This window comes from Streptomyces sp. R-07 (assembly GCF_049913175.1).
Classification (GTDB): Bacteria; Actinomycetota; Actinomycetes; order Streptomycetales; family Streptomycetaceae; genus Streptomyces.
The window spans coordinates 5387854-5411406 of sequence record NZ_CP183978.1 but is presented as its reverse complement, the minus strand read 5'-3'; the positions used below and the strand labels follow the sequence as shown (position 1 = coordinate 5411406).

Genomic DNA, 23553 nt, shown 5'->3' with positions numbered 1-23553 from the left:
CGCCCGGGGCCGCCCGGCCTGGCACGCACCAGGGTCGCCCGGCAGGCGCGCACCAGGGTCGCCCGGCAGGCGCGCACCGGGGCCCGGGCCTCGCGAGGCCCCTCAGCCCCGGGTGACCGTGACCGTCACGCGGGCGTCGGGGGCCGCGAGGATCCAGGCCCTGCCTCGGTCCTTGCGGAGGACCAGCGCGCCGCCCCGGGCGGTCACCCGCCAGTCGCCGGGCGGCAGGGAGAGCTCGGTGACGCGGGGACCGCGCCGGCCGGCCGCGTCGTACGACAGGCGGTAGACCCCGGTCGACGAGTCGTACGCGGCGGAGCGGACCCGGCCCGCGACCGCCTCCGCGTACGGCTCGGCGGTCAGCTCCTTGTTCGTGCGGAAGGCCCCGGTGCCGTCGACCGCGCAGTAGCCGCCGCCGTAGCACCACTCCCAGCCGGTCCAGCCGGAGCTGTAGCGGCCGAGGGAGGCCATGGCCTCCCGGTAGAAGCGGTTCATGTGGGGCAGGGAGTTGTTGAGCGGCCCCCACTCCCCCACGACCACCGGCACCTTGTACTCCTTCGGGTACAGGGTGACCGCCGCCTCGTAGTTCTCGACCCAGCCGGCCGCCGGGTCGTAGTCGCCGCCCGCTTCCATCGTGCTGTTGTAGAAGTGCGGGGCGTAGACCACCTTCGGGTCGTCGATCCGCCCCAGACCGGTGGGCACGCCCTCGCCCACGATCGGGGTCGGCTCGACGAAGAGCCACCCGTCCTTGTCGACGGAACGGACCGCGTCCGCAAGGCGGTTGTACATCGGGGTGATCTGGTCGCGTTCGATGCGCCGGGCGGCCGTCGCGAGGTCCTCGCCCTCGCGCATCTCGCCCATCGGCTCGTTGATCAGGTCGTAGCCGAGGACGGCCGGGTGGTCCTCGAAACGGTCGGCGAGCACCCGCCACATGCGGGCCTGGGCGCGCCGCAGGTCCTCGTCCTCGTACAGGTGGGTGAAGGCGCGCTGGACGGCGGGCTCGAAGTACTCGGAGAACCAGTCGTCGGGGTGATGGGTGAAAGGCAGCCCGTCGGTCCTGGTCGCCCACGCCGGGACGCCCCGGCTGTCGAACGCGGGGCCGAACACGTCCTGGTGGGCGTCGAGGACGACCTTCACGTCGTACTTCCGGGCCCAGTCCAGGATCCGTTCGATCTTGCGGAGGTAGTCCTGGCTGTACTGGCCGGGCCTGGGCTCCAGGTCGTCCCAGAAGAAGAGCAGCCGGGCGGTGTTGAAGCCCTTGGCGCGCATGTCGCGGATGGACTTCTCGGTGATCCCGGAGAGGGCCTGCTCGCCCCGGTGGGACTTGTCCGCGAGGTTCCAGCCGCGCAGCTGGAGGGTGCGCCCCTTGGCGTCGGTGAGGGCGGGTATCGCATCCCCCGTGTCGGCGCGGGCGGCGGTCGGGGCGAGAAGCGCGGCGACAACGGCGGTCGCTGCAAGGGTGGTTCGCAACAAGGAGAGCCTCCGGCACGACGAGGTGAGAGATGTTCACGTTTCGCGTGCCGGAGATCCCATCAGGTCAACCGACCTGGTTCAAGAGGTCGGTCAGGAGGTCTTCAGGACGATCTTCCCGAAGAGCTCCCCGGAGGCCATCTTCTCGAAGCCCTCCCGCGCCCGGTCCAGCGGAAGGACCTCGTCGATCACCGGCCGGAGACCCGTCACCGAGCAGAACGACAGCAGGTCCTCCAGCTCGTCCTTGGAGCCCATCGTCGAGCCGACGACCTTCAGCTCCAGGAAGAAGATCCGGGTCAGTTCGGCGTGCGAGGGCCGGTCTCCGCTCGTGGCTCCCGAGATGACGAGCGTGCCGCCGGGCCGCAGCGACTTCACCGAGTGCGACCAGGTGGCGGCGCCGACGGTCTCGATGACCGCGTCCACCCGCTGCGGGAGCCGCACCCCCGGCTCGTACGCCTCGACGGCGCCGAGCTCGACGGCCCGCTTGCGCTTGGTCTCGTCGCGGCTGGTGGCGAAGACCCGCAGGCCGGCCGCCTTGCCGAGGGCGATCGCGGCGGTGGCGACGCCGCCGCCCGCGCCCTGCACGAGCACGGAGTCCCCGGGCCGCACACCGGCGTTGGTGAAGAGCATGCGGTACGCGGTCAGCCAGGCGGTGGGCAGGCAGGCGGCCTCCTCGAAGGACAGCTCCTTCGGCTTGCGCAGCACGTTCCAGGAGGGGACGGTCACCCGCTCGGCGAAGGTGCCCTGGTAACGCTCGGTGAGGATGGACCGGGGCTCGTCCGGGCCGACCCCGTGACCCGTCTGGCCGATGACGGAGTGCAGGACGACCTCGTTGCCGTCCTCGTCGATGCCGGCGGCGTCGCAGCCGAGGATCATCGGCAGCTTCTCCTCGGGCAGTCCGACCCCGCGCAGCGACCACAGGTCGTGGTGGTTGAGCGAGGCGGCCTTGACGGTGACGGTGGTCCAGCCGGGACGCGCCTCGGGCTCGGGGCGTTCGCCCAGTTCGAGGCCGTTCAGGGGCTGGTCGCGGTCGATTCGGGCGGCGTAGGCAGCGAACATGGCCCCGACCCTAGGGCGCCGCGGGCGACCGGGGGAACCACGCCCCGGTGTGACCCGTGTCGCCTGGACAGGACGCGACGGCACCCCCGCCCGACCCCCCTGAACTCCCGTACGCGAAACGGCCCCGCGTCCCGTACGCCCGAACGGCCCCACCCCGTACGCCGAGCACGCCGAGTACGCCGAACGGCCCCGCCCCTCCACCTCCGTACGCCGAACGGCCCCGCCCCACCCCCCCCCGTACGCCGAACGGCCCCGCCCCACCCCCCCCGTACGCCGAAGGGCCCCGTCCCGGGAAGCGGAACGGGGCCCTACGGTGTGCCTGGTGCGCGTCAGCGGCGCGCGACGCCCTCGGCGCGGGCGGCGGCGGCGACCGCGGCCGCGACGGCCGGGGCGACCCGCTCGTCGAACGGCGACGGGATCACGCAGTCGGCGGCGAGCTGGTCGCCGACCACGTCCGCGATGGCGTTGGCCGCGGCGATCTTCATGCCCTCGGTGATCCGGGAGGCCCGGACCTGGAGCGCGCCGGCGAAGATGCCGGGGAACGCGAGGACGTTGTTGATCTGGTTCGGGTAGTCCGAACGGCCGGTCGCCACGACGGCCGCGTACTTGTGCGCGACGTCGGGGTGGACCTCGGGGTTCGGGTTGGCCATGGCGAACACGAAGGCGTTCGGGGCCATGGAGGCGACGGCCGCCTCGGGGACCGTGCCGCCGGAGACGCCGATGAACACGTCCGCGCCGGCCAGGGCGCTCTCCAGGGAGCCGCTGAGGCCCGCCTTGTTGGTGAGCTCGGCGATCTCGCGCTTGACGTCCGTGAGGTCCTCGCGGTCGCGGCTGACGATCCCCTTGCGGTCGGCGACGGCGACGTCGCCGAGGCCGGCCTCCAGGAGGAACTTGGCGATCGCGACACCGGCCGCGCCGGCGCCGGAGATGACACCGCGCAGGTCGGCGAGGGTCCGGCCGGTCAGCTTCGCCGCGTTGCGGAGGGCGGCGAGGGTGACGATGGCGGTGCCGTGCTGGTCGTCGTGGAAGACGGGGATGTCGAGGCGCTCCTGGAGCTTGCGCTCGATCTCGAAGCACCGCGGGGCCGAGATGTCCTCCAGGTTCACGCCACCGAAGGACGGGGCGAGCCGGACGACGGTCTCGACGATCTCGTCGGTGTCGGTGGTGGCGAGGGCGATCGGGACCGCGTCCACGCCACCGAACTGCTTGAAGAGGATGGCCTTCCCCTCCATGACCGGGAGGGAGGCCTCCGGGCCGATGTCGCCGAGGCCGAGCACCGCGGTGCCGTCGGTCACGACGGCCACGACCTGGGACTTCCAGGTGTAGTCGTTGACCAGCTCGGGCTGCTCGGCGATCGCGGTGCACACCTTGGCGACGCCGGGCGTGTACGCGAGGGACAGGTCGTCCTTGTCCCGGAGGGGGACGGTGGCCTGCACGGCCATCTTGCCGCCCCGGTGGAGGGCGAAGACAGGATCGAAGGGCTCCTCCGGAGCTCCTTCCGTACCACTGTCATTGCGAGGATTGACGATCTCCGCTGCCATTGGGTTGACCCCTTAAGTCTGCTTCGTTTGAGGGTTGGCCGCTCCTGCGTGTGGAGCGGTGGGCGGGTCCCGCGGCCGCCGTGTCTGGCAGCCGCGCGGGCGCGCCGCACAACGCGCCCTGAGCCCCGGATGAGGGGTGTAAGGATCCTTCTTACCGGACGGACGGCACCGCAGACGAGTCCATATCCGCTCGGTGACGCGACTCATACCGAGCGCATCCGGACACGGACGGAGAACGACACGTCACCCGATGTCCCGATAGATGGTCCCCCCACCCGATTGGTGGTTTTCCAATCGTCCGAATGGCGAGATGAACCGGAGATTTTCCGGTGACAGGGAAGGGATTCCGCAGAAGATCCGGCCTTGATGTACCGGCCTGTCGCGATTCGGGGGTCACCCGTTATCCGATTTTGACATCCGAGGCCGTCGGTTTGTGGCAGTCCGAATGGCAAGATGCCGTAATCACACGAGGTCGCGACACTCGAAGATGTGTACGCGATACCTGGCAGCACCTCACACGCCGGAGGAACCCGACCATGACCGCACGCTCCACGCGCTGTACGACCGCCAAGACCCGCACGTCCCGTCTTGCCGCGGTCGCCGCCATCGCGGTCGCCGGCTCGATGCTGCTGACCGCCTGTGGCGACCAGACCGAGAGCGGGGGCACCACGAAGGAGACCGGCTCGGCCTCCGCGAGCAAGGCCCCGCTCTTCTCGAAGCTCCCCGCCGACATCCAGAAGTCGGGTGTCATCAAGGTCGGCACGGACGCCTCGTACGCCCCGATGGAGTTCACCGAGGGCGGCAAGATCGTCGGTGTCGACCCCGACCTCGGAGAGGCCCTCAGCAAGCAGCTCGGCGTCAAGCTCGAGTTCGTCTCGGGCACCTTCGACGGCCTGATCACCTCGATCTACACCGGCCGCCAGCAGCTGATCATGTCCTCGATGACGGACAACAAGAAGCGCCAGGAGGGCCTGGACGACAACGGGAAGAAGATCGGCAAGGGCATCGACTTCGTCGACTACTTCAGCTCCGGCGTCTCCCTGCTGGTCAAGAAGGGCAACCCGCAGGGCGTCAACTCCCTCGACGACCTCTGCGGCAAGACCGTGGCCGTCCAGCGCGGCACGATCTACGAGGACACCTTCAAGGCCCAGGCCACCAAGTGCGGTGACAAGAAGCTGACCATCCAGGCCTTCGACACCGACGCCGAGGCCCAGACCCGCGTGAAGGCCGGCGGCGCGGTCGCCGACCTGAACGACTACCCGGTCGCCGCGTACATCGCGAAGACCTCGGGCGGCGGCAACGACTTCGAGGTCGTCGGCAGCCAGAGCGACGTCGGCCTCTTCGGCATCGGCGTCTCGAAGGAGAACACCCAGCTGCGCGACGCCGTCAAGGAAGCCCTCGACGCGATCATCAAGGACGGCTCCTACGCCGAGGTCCTGAAGAAGTGGGACGTCGAGGGCAGTGCGGTCAAGTCGGCCACGATCAACGCCGGCAAGTGACCTCTCCTCGTACCACTGAAGGGCAGTCGTCATGACTGACAAGATCAGCAAGGAACCGGCCGCCGCTCCGGCCGGTCCCTCCCCCTCGGGCGTCCCGTACGAGGCGATCAAGGCCATCCCCGTGCGGCACTACGGCCGCTGGGTCAGCGCCGTCGTGGTCGTCGTCCTCCTCGGATGGCTCGTCTACGCCTTCTCGCAGGGCGACGTCGTCTGGGACACCGTGTGGGACAAGGTGTTCGACCCGTCCGTCATCGACGGTCTGTGGAACACCATCATCATCAGCGTCGCGTCCATGGCGCTGGGCCTCGTCCTCGGCATCGTCTTCGCCGTGATGCGGCTCTCCAAGAACCCGGTGACCGGTGCGGTCGCCTGGCTCTACATCTGGTTCTTCCGCGGCACCCCGGTGTACGTGCAGCTGCTGGTGTGGTTCAACCTGTCGCTGATCTTCCACTACATCAACCTCGGGCCGATCTACAAGAACGAGACCGTGGACGTCATGACGCCGTTCATGGTGGCCCTGCTCGGCCTCGGCCTGAACGAGGGCGCCTACATGGCGGAGATCGTCCGCGCCGGCATCCAGTCGGTCGACGAGGGCCAGACCGAGGCGGCGCACGCGCTGGGCATGTCCCAGACGAAGACCATGGGCCGCATCGTGCTCCCGCAGGCCATGCGGGTGATCGTGCCCCCGACGGGCAACGAGTTCATCAACATGCTGAAGACCTCGTCGCTGGTCTCGGCCGTGCAGTACACCGAACTCCTGCGTGCCTCGTCGAACATCGGCAACACGGCCGGCGCCGTGATGGAGATGCTGTTCGTCGCCTCCATCTGGTATCTGGCGCTGACCAGCGTGTTCAGCGTGGGCCAGTACTACCTGGAGCGGCGCTTCGCCCGCGGTTCGACGCGTAACCTGCCGCCCACGCCGTTCCAGCGCGTCAAGAAGAACCTCACCACCTTCAAGCGTTCCCCGGAGGCAGCGGCATGACCGGTCAGCCCATGGTCAAGGCCGAAGGCGTCCACAAGTCCTACGGCGCGGCCCACATCCTCCGCGGCATCGACCTGGAGGTGCAGAACGGCGAGGTCTTCTGCCTCGTCGGCCCCTCCGGCTCCGGCAAGTCGACCTTCCTGCGCTGCATCAACCACCTGGAGCGCATCGACGGCGGCCGGCTGTCCGTCGACGGCCAGCTGGTCGGCTACAAGCAGAAGGCCGACAAGCTCTACGAGCTGAAGGACAGCGAGGTCGCGGTCCAGCGCCGTGACATCGGCATGGTCTTCCAGCGCTTCAACCTCTTCCCCCACATGACGGCCCTGGCCAACGTCATGGAGGCGCCCATCCAGGTGAAGGGCGAGTCCAAGGCGGTGGCGCGCGAGCGGGCCGAGCGCCTGCTCGACCGGGTCGGCCTGCGGGACAAGATGGGGAACTACCCGTCGCAGCTCTCCGGCGGCCAGCAGCAGCGTGTGGCCATCGCCCGCGCGCTGGCGATGGAGCCGAAGCTGATGCTCTTCGACGAGCCCACCTCGGCGCTCGACCCGGAGCTCGTGGGTGACGTCCTCGACGTCATGCGGGACCTGGCCGAGTCGGGCATGACGATGATCGTCGTCACGCACGAGATGGGCTTCGCCCGCGAGGTCGGCGACTCGCTGGTCTTCATGGACGGCGGCGTGGTGGTCGAGTCGGGCAACCCGCGGGACGTCCTGGGGAACCCGCAGCACGACCGGACGAAGGCGTTCCTCTCGAAGGTGCTGTAAGGCGTACGGAAAGGGGCGGTACGGGCGAGAGCCGGTACCGCCCCTTCTTCCTCCCCCGGTCCCTCCCCCGGTTCCTCCCCCGGTCCCTCCCCCGGCTACTTCACGGCGAGCAGGAGGGTGTCGGAGGGCGAGGCCCAGACGGGCCGGGCCTCGCCGAAGCCGGCGGCGCGGAGGGTGTCGGCGTGCCAGCCGGCGGAGGGCATGTCGCCGTCGGCGTGCTCGCCGTAGATCTCGAAGCGGCGGGCGGTGGGCCCGGCGAGGACCGGGTCCTTGGCGGCGACGGCCCACCAGTCGGCCCAGTCGAGGACCCCGGCGGCCTTCTCCTGGTCCATGCGGGCGTGCCGCTGGGCGCGCTCGGCGGCGTTGATGCGGGGCGTGGACTCGTCGATCATGTGGTCGGCGTTCATGAAGACGCCGCCTTCGCGGACGAGACCGGCGAGCTGTCCGTAGAGGGCCGCCAGGGGCTCGCTGTGGAGCCAGTGGAGGGCGGTGGCGGTGAGGACGGCGTCGTACGTGTCGTACGGCAGGCTCTCGGCCCACGCGGGGTCCTTGAGGTCGGCGGTCACGAAGGTGACGCGGCCGTCGCCCGCGAAGGAGCCCTCGGCGATGGCGAGGAGGGCCGGGTCGAGGTCGACGCCGATACTGGTCGCGCCGGGGAACCGCTGGAGCAGCCGGCTCGTAATACTCCCCGTACCGCACGCGAGGTCGAGGACGCGGGGCTCGGGTCCCACCAGCCCCTCGACCATGTCCAGCATCACGCGGAACCGCTCCTCGCGGTCCGGCATGTACCACTCCTGCTGACGGTCCCAGCTCTGCTGCCAGCCCGCCCAGTCGGTTCCGGTCATGGCCGTTCCTCCCCGTGTTCGTAATACCCTCGAAGGGGAAACAGGCGTTACCCCTTCCGACCGAGACACTAGCCCGCCGAAGTAAGGACTACAAGTGGAACTGGCCCATTACTCGGACTTCGCCGTACGTCTGGTCAACACCGAGGAGCCGGCCCGCAACAAGGACACCCTGACCTCCGTCGAGGTGCTCCGGGACCTCTTCGGCCCCGCCACCCAGATGGCCCGGCGGGTCACGGAGGCGGACCTGCCGCGCTTCCGCACGGTGCGCGCCCGGCTGCGGGCGGTGTTCGCGGCGGCGGACGAGGGCGACCACACAGGGGCGGTCGACCTCCTCAACTCCCTGCTCCTGGAATTCCCCGTCAGCCCGCAGATCTCCGGCCACGACCACCTCGACGAGGAGGGCCGGCCCCGCTGGCACATGCACCTCGCCGACCACTCCTCGAACGCGACCACGGGCTACGCCGCCATCTCGGCGATGGGCCTCGCCTTCCACCTGACGGAGTTCGGCGCGGACCGGCTCGGCCTCTGCCAGGCGCCGCCCTGCCGCAACGCCTACCTGGACACCTCCACCAACCGCTCCCGCCGCTACTGCTCGGACCGCTGCGCGACCCGGGCCAACGTGGCCGCCTACCGCGCCCGCAAGCGCCTGGAGGCCGAGCGGTCGGACCGTACGGGCCTGACGGAGGACACCAGCCAGGAGAGCACCACCGCCGCCGAACGCTGACGCCCCGGCGTCACCGGCCGGTACCGCGCCCGCACCCGCCCGAGAACCAGCTCGGGCGGTACGGCCCCGAAGACCCGGCTGTCCCCCTCGGCGTCCGGGTTGTCACCGAGCACCCACCAGCCGCCGTCACGTCGCTCGATCAGCCGCTTCACGATGAGCAGATCCTGCTGGAGCGGATGCCGCAGCACGGCCACGCACCCCGCCCGCAGCCGGGCCCCGTACTGCACGAGCAGCTGGTCGCCGTGGAGCAGCGTGGGCACCATCGACACCCCCGTCACCTCGGCGATCCCGAACGGAGCACCGGCCTCCCCCACCTGCTCCCGCCCCGACCGCGCCATCCGGCACCTCCCGATCCGCTCCTGCGTGGACTCGTCCACTCGTACACGAGTCCCATGGTGACCCTGGACTTTTGACCTAAGCCCCAGGGGGCGCCCGCGAAAACGCCCTTCTCACCGAGTAATGTCCCACCTGAGAAGACGATCACGAGGAAGGACGGCTCAATGCTCTCCCGCCTGTTTGCCCCCAAGGTGAAGGTCAGCGCCCACTGCGACCTCCCGTGCGGCGTGTACGACCCGGCCCAGGCCCGCATCGAGGCCGAGTCCGTCAAGGCTGTCCAGGAGAAGTACCTGGCCAACGAGGACCCGCACTTCCGCGCGCGCGCCACGGTCATCAAGGAGCAGCGCGCGGAGCTCGCCAAGCACCACGTCTCGGTGCTCTGGAGCGACTACTTCAAGGCCCCGCACTTCGAGAAGTACCCCGAGCTCAACCAGCTGGTCAACGACACCCTGAAGGCCCTCTCGGCCGCCAAGGCGTCGACGGACCCGAAGACGGGCGAGAAGGCGCTGGAGCTCATCGCCGAGATCGACCGCATCTTCTGGGAGACGAAGAAGGCCTGATCCAGGCTCTCCCTGCCCCCTGCTCCGATACAGGTCAGAGGGCAAATGGAACGGCCCGCCCGGTCGCCCCGGTGCGGGCCGTTGCCGTTTTCAAGATCCTTTGGGAGAGGGATGGGAGACAAGGTGGGAGAGCGTCAACCGGACCGACGGTGCGCCCAGTCCTCACCGACCTTCTCCTCGGCACCTTGAGATGTCTCCCATAGCTTCTGCAGCCCCTGAGCGATGGCGAGCTCCATCTCGCCCGAGGTGTGTGAGTAGGTGCCCTCCACACCCTTCAGCTTGTGCCCCATCCGCTCCTCGACCGCCACCCGCGGATGACCCTGGCCGTCGAGCCACACTTTGTGCCCATGCCGGGTTCCGTGCGGGACCATGTCCTCGACTCCCTTGACAGCTGGCAGCGCCTTCTGGGCCGGGCGGCCGCGGCGCTTCGGCTCCGCGTCCTGCCCGTTGAGGACCGGGTGCCAGAAGCGACCGTAGAACTGGTCGTCGACCCGCAGTGGCTTTCCACGCTGCGAGGGGAAGACGAGCGTGTCGTGCGCCTTCTTGGCGAGCTGTTCGGCCAGGAGGTCGGCGAGGAACGGCGGAAGGATCAGCGTCCGGTAGGAGCTGTACTTCGGCGGAACCAGCGTGAACCCTTTCGGCAGCAGCAGCTTGCGCTTGACGCGGATGCGGGCGTCGACGTCGATCTCGTTCAGCTCGGCAATCTCTCCCGCGCGGGTCGGATCGGCGAGACGGAGCTCGGCGATCGATTCGCAGGTCTCGCCCTTCACGACGTCATGCTTGGCGTGGGTCGACAGCCACTGCCCTTGCCACTGGACGCGGAGGTGCCGGCCGTATTCCAGGCCGAGCAGGCGGAGCTGGTCCCGGCGGAGGCCGGCGATCTCGCCCATGCGCATGCCCGTGTAGGCCATGGTCAGGATCATGGCGTACCACTGGTCGCCGCGAAGCGCGCGGGCGTTCTCGGCAACAAGCAGGGCCTGCCGGGGGGTGGGCCAGACGTAGGTGTCCTCGGTGTCGACGGGGGCGTGCCGGCCGCGGCGGCGCTTGGACTTGCTGGGCATGGGGTTGAAGGGGATGAGGCGTTCTTCGACGGCGTCATCGAGGAGCATGCGCATCATGCCTTCGATGCCGTCGACGTAGTTCTTGCTGAACTCGTCGGCGAGCTTGTTTCGCCAGGCCTTGTAGGCGGTGGCGGTGATGTCGCCGAGGGGGGTGTCTTTCCACTTGGGGAGGATCACCGCGTTGAGTCGACTGTGGTAGGTGCGGTCGCTGGTCTCAGCAACGTCCATCACCTTGATCCACTCATCGGCCCAGGAGCCGAGAGTCTGACGGCCGTCCTTCGGGTTGACGAAGACCTTCCGCTTGACGTCGGTCTCCTGCGCCCTGCCGTGGTCGAGGGCATCCTGCTTCGTCTCGAAGCCGCTCTCAGAGTCGTACTTGCCGTCGGGGAGTTGGAATCGCACCCGCCAGCTCTTGCCGCGCTTCTCTGCGTACGCCACAGTCCCGCCCTCCTGGTGCGGACGGTGGCCGACAGGCACCCCTGACTGCCGATCACCTACTCATGGACTGCTTACGCGGCTTGGCGGAGCGGGCAGCTCTGCTCGCACGCGTCGCAGTCTCCTCCTTGACGCCGGATCAGTTCCCGTGCCTGCCGTCTGATGGTCGGATCGGTACGGACTTTGGGCGTCGCTACGCACACGATTTTCTCGCCGACCTTGCCCGCCATGCCGATGAACCCGGGCCCAGGGTCGAACGCGATGAACTCGTGCATGGGCCTCCCTTCGGTGCGATGGAACCCCAGAGCTGCGAGCATCACACGTTGAACGTTCGACCGAAAGGCATATGTCACAAGACATATTCGAACCCACTGTAACGATGCAGTTACAGCAAAAAGGTTGTAGTCCTAGGGGGTTGATTCTTCACTCTTGGGTGGAATCACGCCGCGTTGACGGAGCATCTCCACGATGCCCTTCTCCAGCTCCGCCATCTTCCCGGCCGGCATCTCTGGGGTGACGGCGATGACCACGTCCTGCACCGCCTTGCGTGCTTCCTCGTCAATGTTGAGGGCAGGCGCGAACCTTGCTCCGCCTGATACGTCGCCAGCGAGGGGGGCCTCTTCGAGTCCGTCGAGGACGGCGTGGCAGGCGCCAGGCGCCCAGCTAAAGGCCTTCTCGATGGCTACGTAGGTGACATCACGTACGGGCTGCGCGTTCTCGACGCGCATGTACGTGGTGTGCGTGAGGCTGGCCGCCTTGGCGGCGTCCACCTTGTGCCAGCCGAGCTCTCGGCGGCGGTGGATCACGAGCTTGGCGAGTCTCAGCCTGTCGGCGTGGCTGGGGGTGGTCATGCCCCCATATTCCCAGGAACTCCTAGGTACCGCCAGGAACAGCTTTCAGCCTCTACGGGTCCGTAACAGTTCCTTGAGCTTCCCTTAAGGCAGCCCTGCCAGCTCCTCGCATCTTCTGCTAGTTACCGCCAAGTACTGCTAGAAGCTGCTAGCAACTTCTGTTAGGTTCTCTGCATGCAGGCACCCCGACCCACTTTCGAGGTGGACGGGGCGGCTATCCGGAAGATCCGCATGTCACGTGGCCTCCCGATCGCCGACCTCGCCCGTCGCACAGGCATCAGTCGCAGCTACCTCACGCGGCTGGAAATCGGCGTCCGACGCAACATGCGGCCGCACACGTACGCGGCTCTCCGCGCAGCACTCGAACTTCCTGACACCAGCACCCAGCTCCTTGCCGAGAGCGAGGACTCACACCACCCGAGGTGACCCAATGGCGACGCTGACCGCCGTACCCACCATCGAAGACTTCACCGACGTCATGGAGACGGCCCGCCGTCTCGGCATCGGTGCCCGCCGGCTCCGCGACGGCGTGAACCACATGGGCTTCCCGGCCCACCGCATGGGCCGCCGGCTGATGTTCAGCCCGCAGGACCGGGCGGAGATCGCGGCGATGCACCGCATCCCGGCGCAGCCGAAGCGCCGCCGCCGCGCGGCCTGACCAACGAAACGGGGCCGCCCGGACCGGGCCTGGTCCGCATGCGACCCCTCGGAATCCCACACACCCAAGAAGGAGTGGAACACCGTGAACAACGACCTTACCCCCCATGTGAGTGACCAGCTGGAAGCGCTGGAGCTTTTCTCCTGGCTGGCGTTGGAACACCCGACACTGCCCGCCCCGTACCTGACGGTGCATACGTTCCACTGGACGACGGTGGGCGTGCAGGTGCCGCACTCGGCATTCGAGGCGTGGCGTGAGGCGCTGGGCCTGGTCATCGAGGACGTGAAGCTGTGGTCGTCGGAGGCCGACTCGTTCCTGCTGGCGGAGGGCGAGCTCCGGCAGTTGGTCGGCGGCGTACCGATGGTCGTGCGGGTGCAGCTGTCGGGTGTGGGCCTGCCGCCGCTGTCGGAGCGCCCGGCCGCTGAGGCGGTGGCCGCATGAGCGCCCGCGACGAGCTCCGTGACTGCTTCCTGAGCGACAGTCGCGACCGATTCGAGGCCGCCGCCGACGCCCATCGTGCCGAGGTCATCGCCGAGCGGGACGCGCAGATCGTCGCGTGGCTGGCGAAGAAGGCCGGGGAGTACGGGACTTCGAACCGGGAGAACCGGACGGCATCGGACGCGGTGGCGCTGATGGCCGACAAGCTGTCCCGTGGTGCGGTCCGCGACGACGAGACCGGGGTGTCGGAGTTGTACCGGCTGAGGTCGGAGAACAACCGTCTGCGGTCCGAGGCCCGGCAGTTGCAGAACGACATCACCGGCGCGTGTCTGGCTCGGCACGAGGAAGAGCAGGAGAACGCCCGTCTGCGGGCGGAGCGGCACTCGACGAACCAGGCCCTGTCCGACGCGGCCGAGCAGCTGCGGGTACAGCGGGACCGGATCGCCGAGCTGGAGGCCGAGCGGAAGAAGTACGTCGGCGTCGAGCCGACGATCGCCGAGGAGATGGCCTACATCAGCCGCTGCCTCGACGCGGTGTACGCGGTGTGTGACGCGGCTGAGAAGCAGGCGACGCGGTGGGAGCAGCCGCTGCCCGTCCCGGAGTGGGTGGCGCTGATCCGCAACGCCGCTGACGGGGTGATGGTCAACGCTCCCGCGCTGCCTCCGGTCCCGCAGCAGCGGCAGGAGGAGGACCCGCACACGAGTCCGCTGCACCACGACTACGTCGTGCCCCGCGACCTGCCGACCATCCCCCGGCAGACCACCGGCCGCTGCCCCAAGGGCCACACGTTCGAGGACTGCACCTGCGGGAGTGCCGTCTGATGGGCCGCCGTTGGATGAGGCGATCGTTCGCCAACCACGCCCTACGGGCGGACGACTGCCGGCGTCACCCTGGCATGTGGATCGAGGTCGGCATCTACAACTCGCGCCAGTCCGCCGAGTCCACCGCGCGACACATTCGCACCGCCGACCGCATCCGCCACTACACCCCTGTTGGGGCGTACGAAACGCGGACTGCACTCGTCGACGACGGCACCGCCCTGTACGCCCGCTACACCGGAGCCGCTTCGTGAGCATCACCGCGGAGACGCTCGCGCCGGAGATGCGTGACGGGCTGCCGGCCGAGGTATACCACGCGGACCGTACTTCGATCTCGTCGTCTGGTCTCCGCGCGCTCCTCGCGCCGGGCTGCCCGGCCCAGTTCAGGTACGAGCAGGACCAGCCGCCGGCTCCGAAGAAGACGTTCGACGTGGGGCACGCCGCGCACAAGCTCGTGCTCGGCGAGGGCCCGGACCTGGAAGTCGTCGAGGGTGCCCGCTGGGACACCAAGGTCGCGAAGGCCCAGGTCGCGGAGATCCGGGAGCGGGGTGGAATCCCGCTCAAGCAGGCCGAGATGGACCAGGTCGAGGCCATGGCCGCCGCGCTGCGCGCTCACCCGCTGGCCGGTCCGCTGCTGGTGCCCGGCACGGGGCTGGCGGAGCAGTCGCTGTACTGGACCGATCCGGCCACCGGGGTCCGCTGCCGGGTCCGGCCGGACTGGCTGAAGCAGCTGCCGGGACTGACGCTGTGCGTCGACTACAAGTCCTGCGCCGACGCCGCGCCCACGGCCGTACAGCGGTGCATCCGGGACTACTCGTACCACCAGCAGGACGCCTTCTACATCGACGGCATCACCGCCGTCCTTGCCCCAGAGGAGACGCGGTTCGTCTTCGTCTTCCAGTCGAAGACCGCCCCGTACCTGATCACCGTACGGGAACTGCACCAGGAGGACCGGGACATCGGCCGCGCCCGCAACGAACGCGCCCTGCGCATCTACGCCGAGTGCGAGTCCACCGGCATCTGGCCCGACTGGACCGGGCCCACCACCGACATTCCCCAGATCGGCATGCCCTCCTGGGACACCATCCGCCAGGCCGAGGAGTACCTCCAGTGACCGAGATCGCCACCCGCGACACCAACATGCCTGTGCCCGCAAACCAGCCGATCGGCTCGTCGCTGGAGACCTGGGCCCGCGAGGCCGCGGCCATCTCCGGCATCGCCCAGGCCATCGCTGGAACCACCCTCGCCGGCGCCTACCGCGGGAAGCGGGACGAGATCGTCGCCGTGGTCCTCGCGGGCCACGAGCTGGGACTCCAGCCGATGACATCGCTGAAGAGCATCGACGTCATCCAGGGACAGCCCGCCCTCCGGGCCCACGCCATGCGCGGCATCGTCCAGGCGCAGGGCCACGAAGTCGAGGTCGTCGAGTCCACCCCCACGTACTGCAAGATGCGCGGCCGCCGGAAAGGCTCCGAAGCCTGGCAGGAGGTCGAGTGGGACCTCGACCGGGCCCGGCTGCTGGGGCTGCTGGGCAAGGACCAGTGGAAGAAGCAGCCGAAGACGATGCTGATCGCCCGCGCGACGGGGGAGGTCTGCCGGCTGATCGCTTCGGACGCGCTGCACGGCATGCCGTACGTCGCGGAGGAGCTGGAGGGCACGGTCCACGCCGAGGTCGTTCCGGAGCGGGCACCGCTGAACATCACCGCCCTCACCGCGCCGCCCGCCCCGGCACCGGCCGAGGCTGAGGCTGAGGCTGAGTACACGGTGACCCGCGACGACGCCGAGACCGAGTGGGAAGAGGTCGACGGCTCGACCGACTGGCCGGAGACCACGCAGCCCGGCAACGGCGGGGCGGTGGCGTGATGCGACTCCCCTTCATCTCCCGGCGCCGCGCGCAGGCCGCTGTCGACCTGGCTGTGGCTGGTGTGTGGCACCTCGTCGACGAGGCCGAGAAGGCGACGGTTGAGGCGCGGGCCGACCAACGCACGGCCGAAGGTAACGCCGCTGCAGACCGCGAGAAGTACCGCCGTGCGGTGGCGTACGTCGAACAGGCCGAGGACGGCCGCTACGAGAACGGGGTGCGCCTCACCCGCGCCCTCCGCGCCGTCGCCCGGTACCGCGCCGAGGCCGCCGTCCAGCGCCGGACCATCGCCCACCTCACGGACCAGCTCCTCGACGCGACCGGTTACCAGGGCGAACCGCTCCTGCCCGCGGCCCGTACCGCCCTCGGCATCGACCCCCGCAAGGAGGACCAGTGACCACGCTCCGATTCGAGAAGGCTGCCCCTCTCATCCCCTTCAGTGACGAGGCACGGTCCGAGGTTGCGGAGGCACTGAAGCTGGTGCCCGGTCGTTGGGCCCTCCTTGGCCGGCGCAAGGTTGCCGGTTCGGCCCGTCAGGACGCCTACTCGGTACGCAACGGCAAGCCCGGATGGGCCATGTTCGGCACGGGCTTCGAGGCCGAGATGCGCACGCTGTTCGGCGAGCACCGGATCTACGTCCGGTACGTGGGGGCCGCCCAGTGACCACCGAGACTCCCGTGGTGGGGCTGACCACCCGCCCCACCACGGGCACCAACCGCCCGATCCCCCCGCACGGCACCCCGGCCCGCTACCAGGGCAACCGCACCGGCACCCGCCCGCCATGCAAGTGCCGCCCTTGCCTCGACGCCCACCGCCGAGCCTGCAACGAACGCGAGCTCGCTCACCTCAGCGGCAACCCGCCCCGCGTTCCTGTCGGACCGGTACGCGACCACGTGCACGCCCTGCTCGCGGTCGGGATGAGCCACACCCAGATCGCTATCGCGGCCGGAGTCTCCCGGGGCGCCGTCCTCAACGTCGCTCGGGCGAAGAACCCGACCTGCAACCGCGGGACTGCCAGCAAGGTTCTGGCCGTCCGGCCCCGGATCGTCCGCGACACCGACCGCCTCCCGGCTGTCGGTACTCGGCGCCGGCTTCAGGCCCTGTACGCCATGGGCCACGGCTCCCTTGTCCTCAGTCCGATCGTCGGCCTGACCAACACGTCCATCCAGAACCTGCTGTACGAGCGGACCGAGGACGTCACCGCGGCCACGTACAAGGCCGTCCGTGCCGCCTACCGGCAGCTCGCTGCCACTCCCGGAAACAGCAGCCGTGCCCGAGCCAGTGCCCGTGCTGGGGGCTGGGCTCCGCCGGCCGCGTGGGACGACGACATCGACAACCCGTCGGCGTCGCCTGTCGTGGTGGATCGGGAGCTGAACCGCAACGAGCTGGGTGCTCTGCGCCGTGAGGAGATCGAACACCTCGCCTCGTACGGCTTCGAGTCGGAGACCATCGCCGAGCGGCTCGACCTTCACATCAGCACCGTCCGCGCCATCCTCCACGAACTCCGCACCGGCCAGCGCCGGGACAGGGGGGCTGCCGCATGATCCTCCCCCAGTCGACACCGGCATGGTTCGACGACGGCCTGTGCGCCCAGACCGACCCCGAGGTGTTCTTCCCCGAGAAGGGCGGCTCGACGAAGGACGCCAAGCAGGTGTGCATGGCGTGCCCGATCCGGGTCCGCTGCGCCGAGTACGCGCTGGACCACGACGAGCGGTTCGGCGTGTGGGGCGGCCTGTCCGAGCGCGAGCGCCGCCGCCTCCGCCGCCAGGCCGCCAACGCCGCCTAGCCCCCCCGGCCCGGGGCCGTGCGCCCCGGGCCCCCGAACCACCCTCCCCGCACTGACCGAGAGAAGACCTCATGGGCTACCAGCTTCGTCGCGATCTCCGCGAAGCACTGGGACGGGACATCACCGGCCTCCAGCGCGCGGTCGCCCTGGAGATCGCCGACGACGCCAACGACAACACCCGCGAATCCCTTGTGCCCCTGGAGGTCCTCGCTCGGTGGACCGGCGCCAAGGATGCCGTCGTCGTGCGGAATGCCTTGAAGCGTCTTGCGGCGGCTGGCTGGGAGTTCCGGGTACCGATCGGCAAGGGGAAGGACGGCCGTGTCCTGTACGCGGTGCCGGGGATGCGGACGACGTTCAGAGTTCCCGACTTCACGATCGAAGGGGTAGCCACTGCTACCCCTAAGGGGGAGCCCACGCTCCCCCATGAGGGAGCCACGGCTACCCCTTCGGGGGTGGAAGGGGTAGCCACGGCTCCTTCGGAAGGAGCCACGGCTCACTCTGAAGGAGCCACGGCTACCCCCTTCCCCTCACTCCCCTCACCCCCTCACGAAGACAAAGACTCTCTCGGGGCTGAGGCAGACCTCGAAGCCTTCGGCGCCTTCTGGCTCACGTACCCGAAGAAGAAGGCCCGCGAGGAAGCGAAGAAGGCCTGGATCGCCGCCATCAAACGAGGCGTCGACCCCGAGCACATCGTGACCGCCGCCCAGGCTTACGCCCGCGAGCGCTTCCAGAAGGACCCCAAGTTCACGAAGTACCCCGCCACGTGGCTGAACAAGGGCTGCTACGACGACGAACCCGAGCAGCCCGCCGGCCAGTTCCCCCAGCTCCACTCCGTCGACAGCCAGCCCTGGAACTCCAGCCCCCAGCAGCAGTCCGACGACCTGTTCGACCGCGCGATGGCCCGCGCCCGCGCCCGCATGCAGCAGGAGTCCTCATGACCCCCGACGAAACCGTCATCCTCGCCCGCTACGTTCGCGCCCTCTGCCCCCAGCAGAAGTTCGACGAGTACACCCCCGACGCCTGGCACGACGTCCTCCGCGACTACACCCTCGACGAAGCCCGAACCGCGGCCGCCGAGGTTGCCCAACGCCAGGCGTTCGTTGCCCCCGGCGAGATCGCCACCGAGGTCCGCAAGCAGCGCCGCGCCCTTGTCTCCGTCGACGCCGAGACCGAACCGCCGGCCGCCGACCCGAACAACGTCCCCCTCTACCTGCGAACGCTCCGCACCCACCGCCGCAACGTCGCCACCGGCCAGACCCCGGCCATCCCCGCGCTCACCGCGGCCGTCACCGAGGCCGACGTTGCTGCGATGCGGCAGCAGCAGGACCTCGCCGCGTTCATCAAGCAGACCGGCCGCGAGGCCGCCGCCCGCTGCGCCGCCCGCGTCCAGATCATCGGCCGGTACCCCGACCTCGTCGAGCAGGTTGCCGAGCAGCTCGGCCGCACCAACTGGAATGGCTACATCCAGCCCGAGCACGACGCCAACGGCCGCACCAACACGTCCCCGAACCGGGCCGCGATCCTCGCGATCCTCGCCGAGGCCGAGCAGCGGACCGCTGAGGGCACCCGGACTGCGGCATGACGCCGGCCGGGCGCCTGGCCGCCACCCGCGCCCTCCTCGACCAGCCCACCCCCACGCCCGTCCCCGGTCAGACCGCCATCCCCCTCGCCGCCCTCGCCGTCATCGAAGCCGCCGAGCAGGACGCCACGGTCCTCCACGAGGACGACCACGCCCGCGCCACCCGCATCGGCCGCGAACTCGGACGCAGCGGATGGACCATCACACCCACCCAGGAGACCTGATGCCCGACCTGTTCGCCGGCCCCGGCGGCATCGACCTCGCCGCCCGCCAGCTCGGCATCCACCTCACCGGCATCGAACGGGACGCCAACGCCGTCGCCACCCGCCGCGCCGCTGGACTCCCCACCATCCACGGCAACGTCCGCCTCCACGACTCCCGCCAGACCTCCATCGAGGACGTCATCACCGCCGGCCCCCCGTGCCAGACGTTCAGCATCGGCGGCACCGGCAAGGGACGCGCCGTCCTCGATCTCCTCGTCGCCACGGTGAAGACCGCGGGCGCCGACAGCCACGTCACCATCCCCGAGAGCCTCGACGACCGCACCGCCCTCGTCCTGGAGCCGCTGCGCTGGATTCTCGAAGCCGCCCAGGACCGGCGCCCGTACCGCGCCGTCGTCCTGGAGCAGGTCCCCGCCGTCCTCCCGATCTGGCAGGCCTACGCCGAAGTCCTGGAGACGCTCGGCTACAACGCCGCCTGCGGGGTCCTCCACTCGGAGGAGTACGGCGTGCCCCAGACCCGGCGCCGCGCGGTCCTGGTGGCCCGCCTGGACGGCCCCGTGGCCCTCCCTGCGCCGACGCACCGCCGGTACGAGAGGGGCGTTCCGCAGTCGGCCGGAGACCCGAGCCTTCTGTCCTGGGTGTCCATGGCCGACGCCCTGCCCGAGCGCGGCCCGTTCACCGTCGTCTCCAACTACGGCACCGGAGGCGACCCGAAGAACCGCGGCCGCCGCGCGAGCACCGTCCCCGCCTTCACCGTCACCGGCAAGATCAGCCGCTTCCGGCTCCTCGACCCCGACGGCCACGAACTCCCCCGCTTCACCCACGCCGAGGCCGGCGTCCTCCAGGGCTTCCCCGCGGACTACCCCTGGTCCGGCCGCGACATCAGCCAGCAGATCGGCAACGCCGCACCCGTCCAGCTCGCCACGGCGCTCCTCCGCGCCGCCACCGCCTGACATGCCGCAGGCCGCCCTGCTCGTCGCAACCAAGCAGGGCGACCCGACCCGACACTACCCACGACAGGAGCACACAGTGGCCACCTACAGCATCGAGTTCGGCGCCCTCGGCGACACCCGCCCCGTTCCGCCGCTCACCGTCGAGACCGACGACATCAACGAGTTCCACCGCGCGGTCGCCGAGCACGCCATCCCGTACCTCACCCCGGTCCTCACCGAGATGGGCCGCCCCGAGGCCGCGGACTGTTTCTTCCGGACCAACGAGGACCGGTCGATGGGCGAGTTCATGTGGCTCGACCTCGCGGGTGGCCGTGGCGCCCGCTTCTGCCCGGCCCGCATCACCACCGCCTGACCCCCGCCGTCTGCCGGGTCGTCCCCGTGGCGGCCCGGCCCCAAAACCAGGAGCAGCACATGCGGCACCACCCGAGCATCGGCGACGCAGTCGGCTACGCCATGGCCCACAACGCCCGACTTGCCGCCGACCATCCGAACGCCGACCGCCAGGAGCAGCACATGACCGACCAGGCCGCCCCGTGCCGCAGTACCCGGCACTGCGCCACCCACGACTTCTGCCACCGCTGCACCCCCGACCTCACCGTCGCGTCCAAGTACCTCGTCAAGGCCATCAGCGCGGCCAGGATCGACGACGAGCGCAAGGGCGCCGTCTACGCCCAGCTCGCCGCCGGGATCCGGGACGCCGCCCGTCAGGCCAGCGGACAACAGCCGGACAGCGCCACCGCACACCCCGGACGGTGCCCCGTGATGTTCCAGGGCGTCGGCCGATGCGAGAAGGACGCGGACCACCGTGCAGGCAGGTGGCCGGACGACCCCCACACGCCCGAGCCTGCCCCCGCCGCCGGGTTGTCCGACACCCAGCCGGCCAACGACCGCGCCGCCGAGGAGGCCCGGCCGCCCGTCCACAGGTGGGCCGTCGAGCTGCACGACCCCCTGGCTGGCGAGTGGGCGCCCGGCACTCGCTATCTCGACCGCGACCAAGCCCTGGACCACCTCGCCAACGCCCGAGCGATCGGGCCGAGGTGGAAGGACGGCACGCCGGTTGACCGCCGCCTGGTGCGGGAGACGACCACGTGGACCGTCGAGGAGGACGAGACCCGATGACCAACTTCAGTGAGTTCAGCGACCCCGACTTCGAAGAAGGATGGGGCACCCCCGGCGAGACCCCTGCCGCCCGGGACCGGCGGCGCGCCGAGACCCGAGCCGCCGCATGGAACCAGGCCGCCGACCGGGTCGCCCTCGACCTCACCCCCACCGGCGACGCGCCCCTCGGCTACCGGCACGCCATCGCCGACGTCGTCCGCCTGCTCCGCCGCATGGCCGACGAGGAGACCAACCGATGACCTGGTGGGCGTGCCTCGCCTGCTACCTCGCCGCCTCCCTGCTCACCACCACCGCCGCCTGCCGTACCGCCCACATCCTCAAGCACCCCCGCCGGAGACCCCGATGACCCAGCCGACGACGGACCCCCTCCGCAACCTCGTCGACCGCGCCGAACACCACGGCGGGCTGACCGGAGACGAAGCCACCCGGCTCCGCGACGGCATCGGACAGCTGTACGCCGACCTCGACTTCTGGAAGCGCTTCGCCCAGGACGCACGAGCAGCCGAGGCCAAGCGGACTGCCGAACGCGACAAGCAGCAGCAGCGCGCCGAGCGGGCCGAGGCCGCCCTCAACGCCGTCACCTCACCCGAAGCCATCCTCGCCGCCGCACTCGCCATCAGCGACTACGCCCTCACTCACCTCGGCCGCGACCTCGGCACCATCCACATCGAACCGCTCGCCGAAGCCGGACTCCGTGCCGCCCTCGACGCCCACACCGCCTGACCCCAGACCCGCCGGGGCGCGCCCTCACCAGCGCGCCCCACCCCCGCAAGGAGCACCGTGAACACTGCCCAGCAGCTCCAGACCGTGGCCACCCTGTGGGCCGACCTCACCGACGCCCTCGGCGACCGCACCCAACACGCCTGGCCCCCGCCGCAACTCCGCGACTACCTCGCCGGGCTCGACCGGTACGACCTTGCCGAAGCTGCCGCCCTCCGCGCCCTCGAACGCTCCCCCGACCAGCTCGGTACCCGGCCCGTCCCGATCAGCCTCCGTGTGCTGGACACGATGCGCACCGTCGAGGCCGTTCTCCACGACACCGCCGACCAGATCGCCGCCGAATCCCAGCGCGACCCCATGCAGCCCGCCCCCGCCACCTGGCCCACGAAGGACCGCATCCGCCGCAACCGCCTCGCCAACGCCGACGCCAACCACCCCCACCGCTGGAAGTACAAGGGACGCCGCCCCGGAGCCATCCACACCGCCCTCTGGCTCTCCGCCAGGGCTGCCGGGACCCCGTGGCCCGGACGGCCTCTCACGGACGCTCAGACGACCACCCTGGCCACCGTCGCCACCGGAGCCCTCGCCCGCATCGAACGCGCCCTCGACCTCGCCGACGGGCGCCGCGAGCTGACAGCCGCGCACCCGTGCCAGTGCGGCGGCGCCATCGAGATCCGCGGCGGCGCCGGCGCCCAGCCCACCGCACGATGCAAGCAGTGCGGGGCGCTCTGGTCCGAACGGGGAGTGGTCGCCGCCTGACCCGCGCGCTTCGGAGCACCCCGAAGCGTTCGGACACGACGAAGCCCCCGACCGTGACGGTCGGGGGCTCGGCAGTGTCACTCGGCGGGGTCAGCCTTCGGTCGCTTCGTGCCGCGCTTCCCCTGCGCAATCTGCTGCGCCCGCGTCGGATGCACGCCACCGAGCGCCTCGTCGGCGATCTGCTGCCATGTCTTCCCCTGCGCCTTCAACGCCAGCACGCGCCGCTGCCGCAGCTCCCGCAGCCGAGCGTGATGGGCCGGCCAGTCGTCGAGGACCTGCGTGGCCGCGCGTGCCGCCTCCGCGTCGTCCTCGATGGCCTCTAGGGCTTCGATCGCCTCCAAGAGCCTCTGCACCTCCTCAGGTTGGTCTGCCATCCCGCTCCTCCCTTGCTGTGGAAGTGCGGCCAGACACCACGATAGACCCTAGGGTCTTGCACGGCATAGACCCTAGGGTCTAGCTTGGTGGTGCGAGGCCGCCCCCGGTCTCGTACGCAAGACGGCCCCGGTCGGTGTGTGAG

At 70.0% G+C, this 23553-nt stretch carries 34 protein-coding genes; 25 read left to right on the top strand and 9 right to left on the bottom strand.

Annotated elements, in window-relative coordinates; genetic code table 11:
- Positions 1 to 102 precede the first annotated feature (102 nt).
- The 3 genes from ACN9M0_RS25040 to ACN9M0_RS25030 all read right to left on the bottom strand — a co-directional run bounded on the left by ACN9M0_RS25040 (position 103) and on the right by ACN9M0_RS25030 (position 4067).
- Positions 103 to 1470, bottom strand: coding sequence for a cellulase family glycosylhydrolase (locus ACN9M0_RS25040; RefSeq protein WP_426404261.1), 1368 nt, complete (start codon positions 1468 to 1470; stop codon positions 103 to 105).
- 90 nt (positions 1471 to 1560) lie between these two features.
- Positions 1561 to 2526, bottom strand: coding sequence for a zinc-binding dehydrogenase (locus ACN9M0_RS25035; protein WP_399696099.1), 966 nt, complete (start codon positions 2524 to 2526; stop codon positions 1561 to 1563).
- Between the two features lie 329 nt (positions 2527 to 2855).
- A complete protein-coding gene (locus tag ACN9M0_RS25030) occupies positions 2856 to 4067 on the bottom strand; it encodes an NAD(P)-dependent malic enzyme (RefSeq protein WP_366040028.1) in 1212 nt (403 codons plus the stop codon).
- A gap of 536 nt (positions 4068 to 4603) precedes the next feature.
- Between ACN9M0_RS25030 and ACN9M0_RS25025 the strand changes: the two genes are divergently transcribed.
- From ACN9M0_RS25025 to ACN9M0_RS25015, 3 genes are read left to right on the top strand one after another with little or no spacing between them, the layout of a single operon-like run.
- Positions 4604 to 5566 carry an ABC transporter substrate-binding protein gene (locus ACN9M0_RS25025; protein ID WP_366040029.1) on the top strand — a complete coding sequence of 321 codons (963 nt, stop codon included), beginning with the start codon at positions 4604 to 4606 and terminating at the stop codon, positions 5564 to 5566.
- A 31-nt stretch (positions 5567 to 5597) separates the two neighbouring features.
- Entirely contained in the window at positions 5598 to 6548 is a 951-nt protein-coding gene (locus ACN9M0_RS25020) for an amino acid ABC transporter permease (RefSeq protein ID WP_366040030.1), read from the top strand.
- Positions 6545 to 7312 carry an amino acid ABC transporter ATP-binding protein gene (locus tag ACN9M0_RS25015; RefSeq protein WP_366040031.1) on the top strand — a complete coding sequence of 256 codons (768 nt, stop codon included), beginning with the start codon at positions 6545 to 6547 and terminating at the stop codon, positions 7310 to 7312. Before ACN9M0_RS25020 ends, ACN9M0_RS25015 begins: the two co-directional genes overlap by 4 nt.
- Before the next feature lie 95 nt (positions 7313 to 7407).
- Here the strand turns inward: ACN9M0_RS25015 and ACN9M0_RS25010 are convergent, their stop codons facing one another.
- Complete coding sequence (locus ACN9M0_RS25010) at positions 7408 to 8157, bottom strand: class I SAM-dependent methyltransferase (RefSeq protein ID WP_366040032.1); 750 nt, start codon at positions 8155 to 8157, stop codon at positions 7408 to 7410.
- Between the two features lie 94 nt (positions 8158 to 8251).
- Here ACN9M0_RS25010 and ACN9M0_RS25005 point away from each other — a divergent pair, with 94 nt between their 5' ends.
- A complete protein-coding gene (locus tag ACN9M0_RS25005; protein WP_366040033.1) occupies positions 8252 to 8881 on the top strand; it encodes a CGNR zinc finger domain-containing protein in 630 nt (209 codons plus the stop codon).
- Here the strand turns inward: ACN9M0_RS25005 and sodX are convergent.
- Positions 8785 to 9219 (bottom strand): nickel-type superoxide dismutase maturation protease, encoded by a 435-nt coding sequence (gene sodX, locus ACN9M0_RS25000; RefSeq protein ID WP_366040034.1) that lies wholly within the window; start codon positions 9217 to 9219, stop codon positions 8785 to 8787. The genes ACN9M0_RS25005 and sodX overlap by 97 nt on opposite strands.
- A gap of 162 nt (positions 9220 to 9381) precedes the next feature.
- On the opposite strand from sodX, the gene sodN reads away from it, so the two are divergent.
- Positions 9382 to 9777 carry a superoxide dismutase, Ni gene (sodN, locus tag ACN9M0_RS24995; RefSeq protein ID WP_041131199.1) on the top strand — a complete coding sequence of 132 codons (396 nt, stop codon included), beginning with the start codon at positions 9382 to 9384 and terminating at the stop codon, positions 9775 to 9777.
- 134 nt (positions 9778 to 9911) lie between these two features.
- Here sodN and ACN9M0_RS24990 read toward each other — a convergent pair whose 3' ends face one another.
- The 3 genes from ACN9M0_RS24990 to ACN9M0_RS24980 all read right to left on the bottom strand — a co-directional run bounded on the left by ACN9M0_RS24990 (position 9912) and on the right by ACN9M0_RS24980 (position 12124).
- Positions 9912 to 11276, bottom strand: coding sequence for a LysM peptidoglycan-binding domain-containing protein (locus tag ACN9M0_RS24990; protein WP_426404260.1), 1365 nt, complete (start codon positions 11274 to 11276; stop codon positions 9912 to 9914).
- Between the two features lie 71 nt (positions 11277 to 11347).
- On the bottom strand, positions 11348 to 11548 hold the full coding sequence (locus tag ACN9M0_RS24985) for a hypothetical protein (protein WP_426404259.1): 201 nt from the start codon (positions 11546 to 11548) through the stop codon (positions 11348 to 11350).
- Positions 11549 to 11680: 132 nt separating this feature from the next.
- Positions 11681 to 12124: a hypothetical protein gene (locus ACN9M0_RS24980; RefSeq protein ID WP_426404258.1), complete on the bottom strand. Its 444-nt coding sequence runs from the start codon at positions 12122 to 12124 to the stop codon at positions 11681 to 11683.
- Positions 12125 to 12298: 174 nt separating this feature from the next.
- On the opposite strand from ACN9M0_RS24980, the gene ACN9M0_RS24975 reads away from it, so the two are divergent.
- The 20 genes from ACN9M0_RS24975 to ACN9M0_RS24880 all read left to right on the top strand — a co-directional run bounded on the left by ACN9M0_RS24975 (position 12299) and on the right by ACN9M0_RS24880 (position 23036).
- Positions 12299 to 12550 (top strand): helix-turn-helix domain-containing protein, encoded by a 252-nt coding sequence (locus ACN9M0_RS24975; RefSeq protein WP_426404257.1) that lies wholly within the window; start codon positions 12299 to 12301, stop codon positions 12548 to 12550.
- A gap of 4 nt (positions 12551 to 12554) precedes the next feature.
- Positions 12555 to 12782, top strand: a complete 228-nt coding sequence (locus ACN9M0_RS24970) for a hypothetical protein (protein ID WP_426404256.1) — start codon at positions 12555 to 12557, stop codon at positions 12780 to 12782.
- Between the two features lie 84 nt (positions 12783 to 12866).
- Entirely contained in the window at positions 12867 to 13223 is a 357-nt protein-coding gene (locus ACN9M0_RS24965) for a hypothetical protein (protein ID WP_426404255.1), read from the top strand.
- Complete coding sequence (locus ACN9M0_RS24960; RefSeq protein ID WP_426404254.1) at positions 13220 to 14041, top strand: hypothetical protein; 822 nt, start codon at positions 13220 to 13222, stop codon at positions 14039 to 14041. Before ACN9M0_RS24965 ends, ACN9M0_RS24960 begins: the two co-directional genes overlap by 4 nt.
- Positions 14042 to 14115: 74 nt before the next feature.
- The gene (locus tag ACN9M0_RS24955; RefSeq protein WP_426404253.1) at positions 14116 to 14292 is read left to right on the top strand and encodes a hypothetical protein; all 177 of its coding nucleotides are present in this window, start codon (positions 14116 to 14118) and stop codon (positions 14290 to 14292) included.
- Positions 14289 to 15152, top strand: coding sequence for a PD-(D/E)XK nuclease-like domain-containing protein (locus tag ACN9M0_RS24950; RefSeq protein WP_426404252.1), 864 nt, complete (start codon positions 14289 to 14291; stop codon positions 15150 to 15152). The genes ACN9M0_RS24955 and ACN9M0_RS24950 overlap by 4 nt, the downstream gene beginning before the upstream one ends.
- Positions 15149 to 15901, top strand: coding sequence for a hypothetical protein (locus tag ACN9M0_RS24945; RefSeq protein WP_426404251.1), 753 nt, complete (start codon positions 15149 to 15151; stop codon positions 15899 to 15901). The genes ACN9M0_RS24950 and ACN9M0_RS24945 overlap by 4 nt, the downstream gene beginning before the upstream one ends.
- Positions 15901 to 16296, top strand: a complete 396-nt coding sequence (locus ACN9M0_RS24940) for a hypothetical protein (protein WP_426404250.1) — start codon at positions 15901 to 15903, stop codon at positions 16294 to 16296. Before ACN9M0_RS24945 ends, ACN9M0_RS24940 begins: the two co-directional genes overlap by 1 nt.
- A complete protein-coding gene (locus tag ACN9M0_RS24935; RefSeq protein WP_426404249.1) occupies positions 16293 to 16562 on the top strand; it encodes a hypothetical protein in 270 nt (89 codons plus the stop codon). The genes ACN9M0_RS24940 and ACN9M0_RS24935 overlap by 4 nt, the downstream gene beginning before the upstream one ends.
- Complete coding sequence (locus ACN9M0_RS24930; RefSeq protein WP_426404248.1) at positions 16559 to 17443, top strand: hypothetical protein; 885 nt, start codon at positions 16559 to 16561, stop codon at positions 17441 to 17443. Before ACN9M0_RS24935 ends, ACN9M0_RS24930 begins: the two co-directional genes overlap by 4 nt.
- A complete protein-coding gene (locus tag ACN9M0_RS24925) occupies positions 17440 to 17685 on the top strand; it encodes a WhiB family transcriptional regulator (protein WP_426404247.1) in 246 nt (81 codons plus the stop codon). Before ACN9M0_RS24930 ends, ACN9M0_RS24925 begins: the two co-directional genes overlap by 4 nt.
- 71 nt (positions 17686 to 17756) lie before the next feature.
- Complete coding sequence (locus tag ACN9M0_RS24920) at positions 17757 to 18623, top strand: hypothetical protein (RefSeq protein ID WP_426404246.1); 867 nt, start codon at positions 17757 to 17759, stop codon at positions 18621 to 18623.
- Positions 18620 to 19267, top strand: a complete 648-nt coding sequence (locus ACN9M0_RS24915) for a hypothetical protein (protein ID WP_426404245.1) — start codon at positions 18620 to 18622, stop codon at positions 19265 to 19267. The genes ACN9M0_RS24920 and ACN9M0_RS24915 overlap by 4 nt, the downstream gene beginning before the upstream one ends.
- Positions 19264 to 19488, top strand: coding sequence for a hypothetical protein (locus ACN9M0_RS24910; protein ID WP_426404244.1), 225 nt, complete (start codon positions 19264 to 19266; stop codon positions 19486 to 19488). The genes ACN9M0_RS24915 and ACN9M0_RS24910 overlap by 4 nt, the downstream gene beginning before the upstream one ends.
- Positions 19488 to 20438 carry a DNA cytosine methyltransferase gene (locus tag ACN9M0_RS24905; protein WP_426404243.1) on the top strand — a complete coding sequence of 317 codons (951 nt, stop codon included), beginning with the start codon at positions 19488 to 19490 and terminating at the stop codon, positions 20436 to 20438. The genes ACN9M0_RS24910 and ACN9M0_RS24905 overlap by 1 nt, the downstream gene beginning before the upstream one ends.
- A 76-nt stretch (positions 20439 to 20514) precedes the next feature.
- Positions 20515 to 20790 carry a hypothetical protein gene (locus tag ACN9M0_RS24900; RefSeq protein WP_426404242.1) on the top strand — a complete coding sequence of 92 codons (276 nt, stop codon included), beginning with the start codon at positions 20515 to 20517 and terminating at the stop codon, positions 20788 to 20790.
- Positions 20791 to 20849: 59 nt separating this feature from the next.
- Positions 20850 to 21557, top strand: a complete 708-nt coding sequence (locus ACN9M0_RS24895; protein ID WP_426404241.1) for a hypothetical protein — start codon at positions 20850 to 20852, stop codon at positions 21555 to 21557.
- Positions 21554 to 21796, top strand: coding sequence for a hypothetical protein (locus ACN9M0_RS24890; RefSeq protein ID WP_426404240.1), 243 nt, complete (start codon positions 21554 to 21556; stop codon positions 21794 to 21796). Before ACN9M0_RS24895 ends, ACN9M0_RS24890 begins: the two co-directional genes overlap by 4 nt.
- A gap of 103 nt (positions 21797 to 21899) precedes the next feature.
- Positions 21900 to 22280 carry a hypothetical protein gene (locus tag ACN9M0_RS24885; RefSeq protein WP_426404239.1) on the top strand — a complete coding sequence of 127 codons (381 nt, stop codon included), beginning with the start codon at positions 21900 to 21902 and terminating at the stop codon, positions 22278 to 22280.
- Positions 22281 to 22337: 57 nt separating this feature from the next.
- Entirely contained in the window at positions 22338 to 23036 is a 699-nt protein-coding gene (locus ACN9M0_RS24880; protein ID WP_426404238.1) for a hypothetical protein, read from the top strand.
- Between the two features lie 77 nt (positions 23037 to 23113).
- Here the strand turns inward: ACN9M0_RS24880 and ACN9M0_RS24875 are convergent, their stop codons facing one another.
- Positions 23114 to 23377 carry a hypothetical protein gene (locus ACN9M0_RS24875; protein WP_426404237.1) on the bottom strand — a complete coding sequence of 88 codons (264 nt, stop codon included), beginning with the start codon at positions 23375 to 23377 and terminating at the stop codon, positions 23114 to 23116.
- Positions 23378 to 23553: the final 176 nt, after the last annotated feature.

What these genes read in the sequence shown, in the direction of transcription:
- ACN9M0_RS25035 (WP_399696099.1), bottom strand. Translation starts at nt 2,526, where the DNA reads ATGTTCGCTGCCTACGCCGCCCGAATCGACCGCGACCAGCCCCTGAAC.
- ACN9M0_RS25030 (WP_366040028.1), bottom strand. Translation starts at nt 4,067, where the DNA reads ATGGCAGCGGAGATCGTCAATCCTCGCAATGACAGTGGTACGGAAGGA.
- ACN9M0_RS25025 (WP_366040029.1), top strand. Translation starts at nt 4,604, where the DNA reads ATGACCGCACGCTCCACGCGCTGTACGACCGCCAAGACCCGCACGTCC.
- ACN9M0_RS25020 (WP_366040030.1), top strand. Translation starts at nt 5,598, where the DNA reads ATGACTGACAAGATCAGCAAGGAACCGGCCGCCGCTCCGGCCGGTCCC.
- ACN9M0_RS25015 (WP_366040031.1), top strand. Translation starts at nt 6,545, where the DNA reads ATGACCGGTCAGCCCATGGTCAAGGCCGAAGGCGTCCACAAGTCCTAC.
- ACN9M0_RS25010 (WP_366040032.1), bottom strand. Translation starts at nt 8,157, where the DNA reads ATGACCGGAACCGACTGGGCGGGCTGGCAGCAGAGCTGGGACCGTCAG.
- sodX (WP_366040034.1), bottom strand. Translation starts at nt 9,219, where the DNA reads ATGGCGCGGTCGGGGCGGGAGCAGGTGGGGGAGGCCGGTGCTCCGTTC.
- sodN (WP_041131199.1), top strand. Translation starts at nt 9,382, where the DNA reads ATGCTCTCCCGCCTGTTTGCCCCCAAGGTGAAGGTCAGCGCCCACTGC.
- ACN9M0_RS24985 (WP_426404259.1), bottom strand. Translation starts at nt 11,548, where the DNA reads ATGCACGAGTTCATCGCGTTCGACCCTGGGCCCGGGTTCATCGGCATG.
- ACN9M0_RS24980 (WP_426404258.1), bottom strand. Translation starts at nt 12,124, where the DNA reads ATGACCACCCCCAGCCACGCCGACAGGCTGAGACTCGCCAAGCTCGTG.
- ACN9M0_RS24975 (WP_426404257.1), top strand. Translation starts at nt 12,299, where the DNA reads ATGCAGGCACCCCGACCCACTTTCGAGGTGGACGGGGCGGCTATCCGG.
- ACN9M0_RS24970 (WP_426404256.1), top strand. Translation starts at nt 12,555, where the DNA reads ATGGCGACGCTGACCGCCGTACCCACCATCGAAGACTTCACCGACGTC.
- ACN9M0_RS24960 (WP_426404254.1), top strand. Translation starts at nt 13,220, where the DNA reads ATGAGCGCCCGCGACGAGCTCCGTGACTGCTTCCTGAGCGACAGTCGC.
- ACN9M0_RS24955 (WP_426404253.1), top strand. Translation starts at nt 14,116, where the DNA reads ATGTGGATCGAGGTCGGCATCTACAACTCGCGCCAGTCCGCCGAGTCC.
- ACN9M0_RS24940 (WP_426404250.1), top strand. Translation starts at nt 15,901, where the DNA reads ATGCGACTCCCCTTCATCTCCCGGCGCCGCGCGCAGGCCGCTGTCGAC.
- ACN9M0_RS24925 (WP_426404247.1), top strand. Translation starts at nt 17,440, where the DNA reads ATGATCCTCCCCCAGTCGACACCGGCATGGTTCGACGACGGCCTGTGC.
- ACN9M0_RS24920 (WP_426404246.1), top strand. Translation starts at nt 17,757, where the DNA reads ATGGGCTACCAGCTTCGTCGCGATCTCCGCGAAGCACTGGGACGGGAC.
- ACN9M0_RS24915 (WP_426404245.1), top strand. Translation starts at nt 18,620, where the DNA reads ATGACCCCCGACGAAACCGTCATCCTCGCCCGCTACGTTCGCGCCCTC.
- ACN9M0_RS24910 (WP_426404244.1), top strand. Translation starts at nt 19,264, where the DNA reads ATGACGCCGGCCGGGCGCCTGGCCGCCACCCGCGCCCTCCTCGACCAG.
- ACN9M0_RS24905 (WP_426404243.1), top strand. Translation starts at nt 19,488, where the DNA reads ATGCCCGACCTGTTCGCCGGCCCCGGCGGCATCGACCTCGCCGCCCGC.
- ACN9M0_RS24895 (WP_426404241.1), top strand. Translation starts at nt 20,850, where the DNA reads ATGCGGCACCACCCGAGCATCGGCGACGCAGTCGGCTACGCCATGGCC.
- ACN9M0_RS24890 (WP_426404240.1), top strand. Translation starts at nt 21,554, where the DNA reads ATGACCAACTTCAGTGAGTTCAGCGACCCCGACTTCGAAGAAGGATGG.
- ACN9M0_RS24885 (WP_426404239.1), top strand. Translation starts at nt 21,900, where the DNA reads ATGACCCAGCCGACGACGGACCCCCTCCGCAACCTCGTCGACCGCGCC.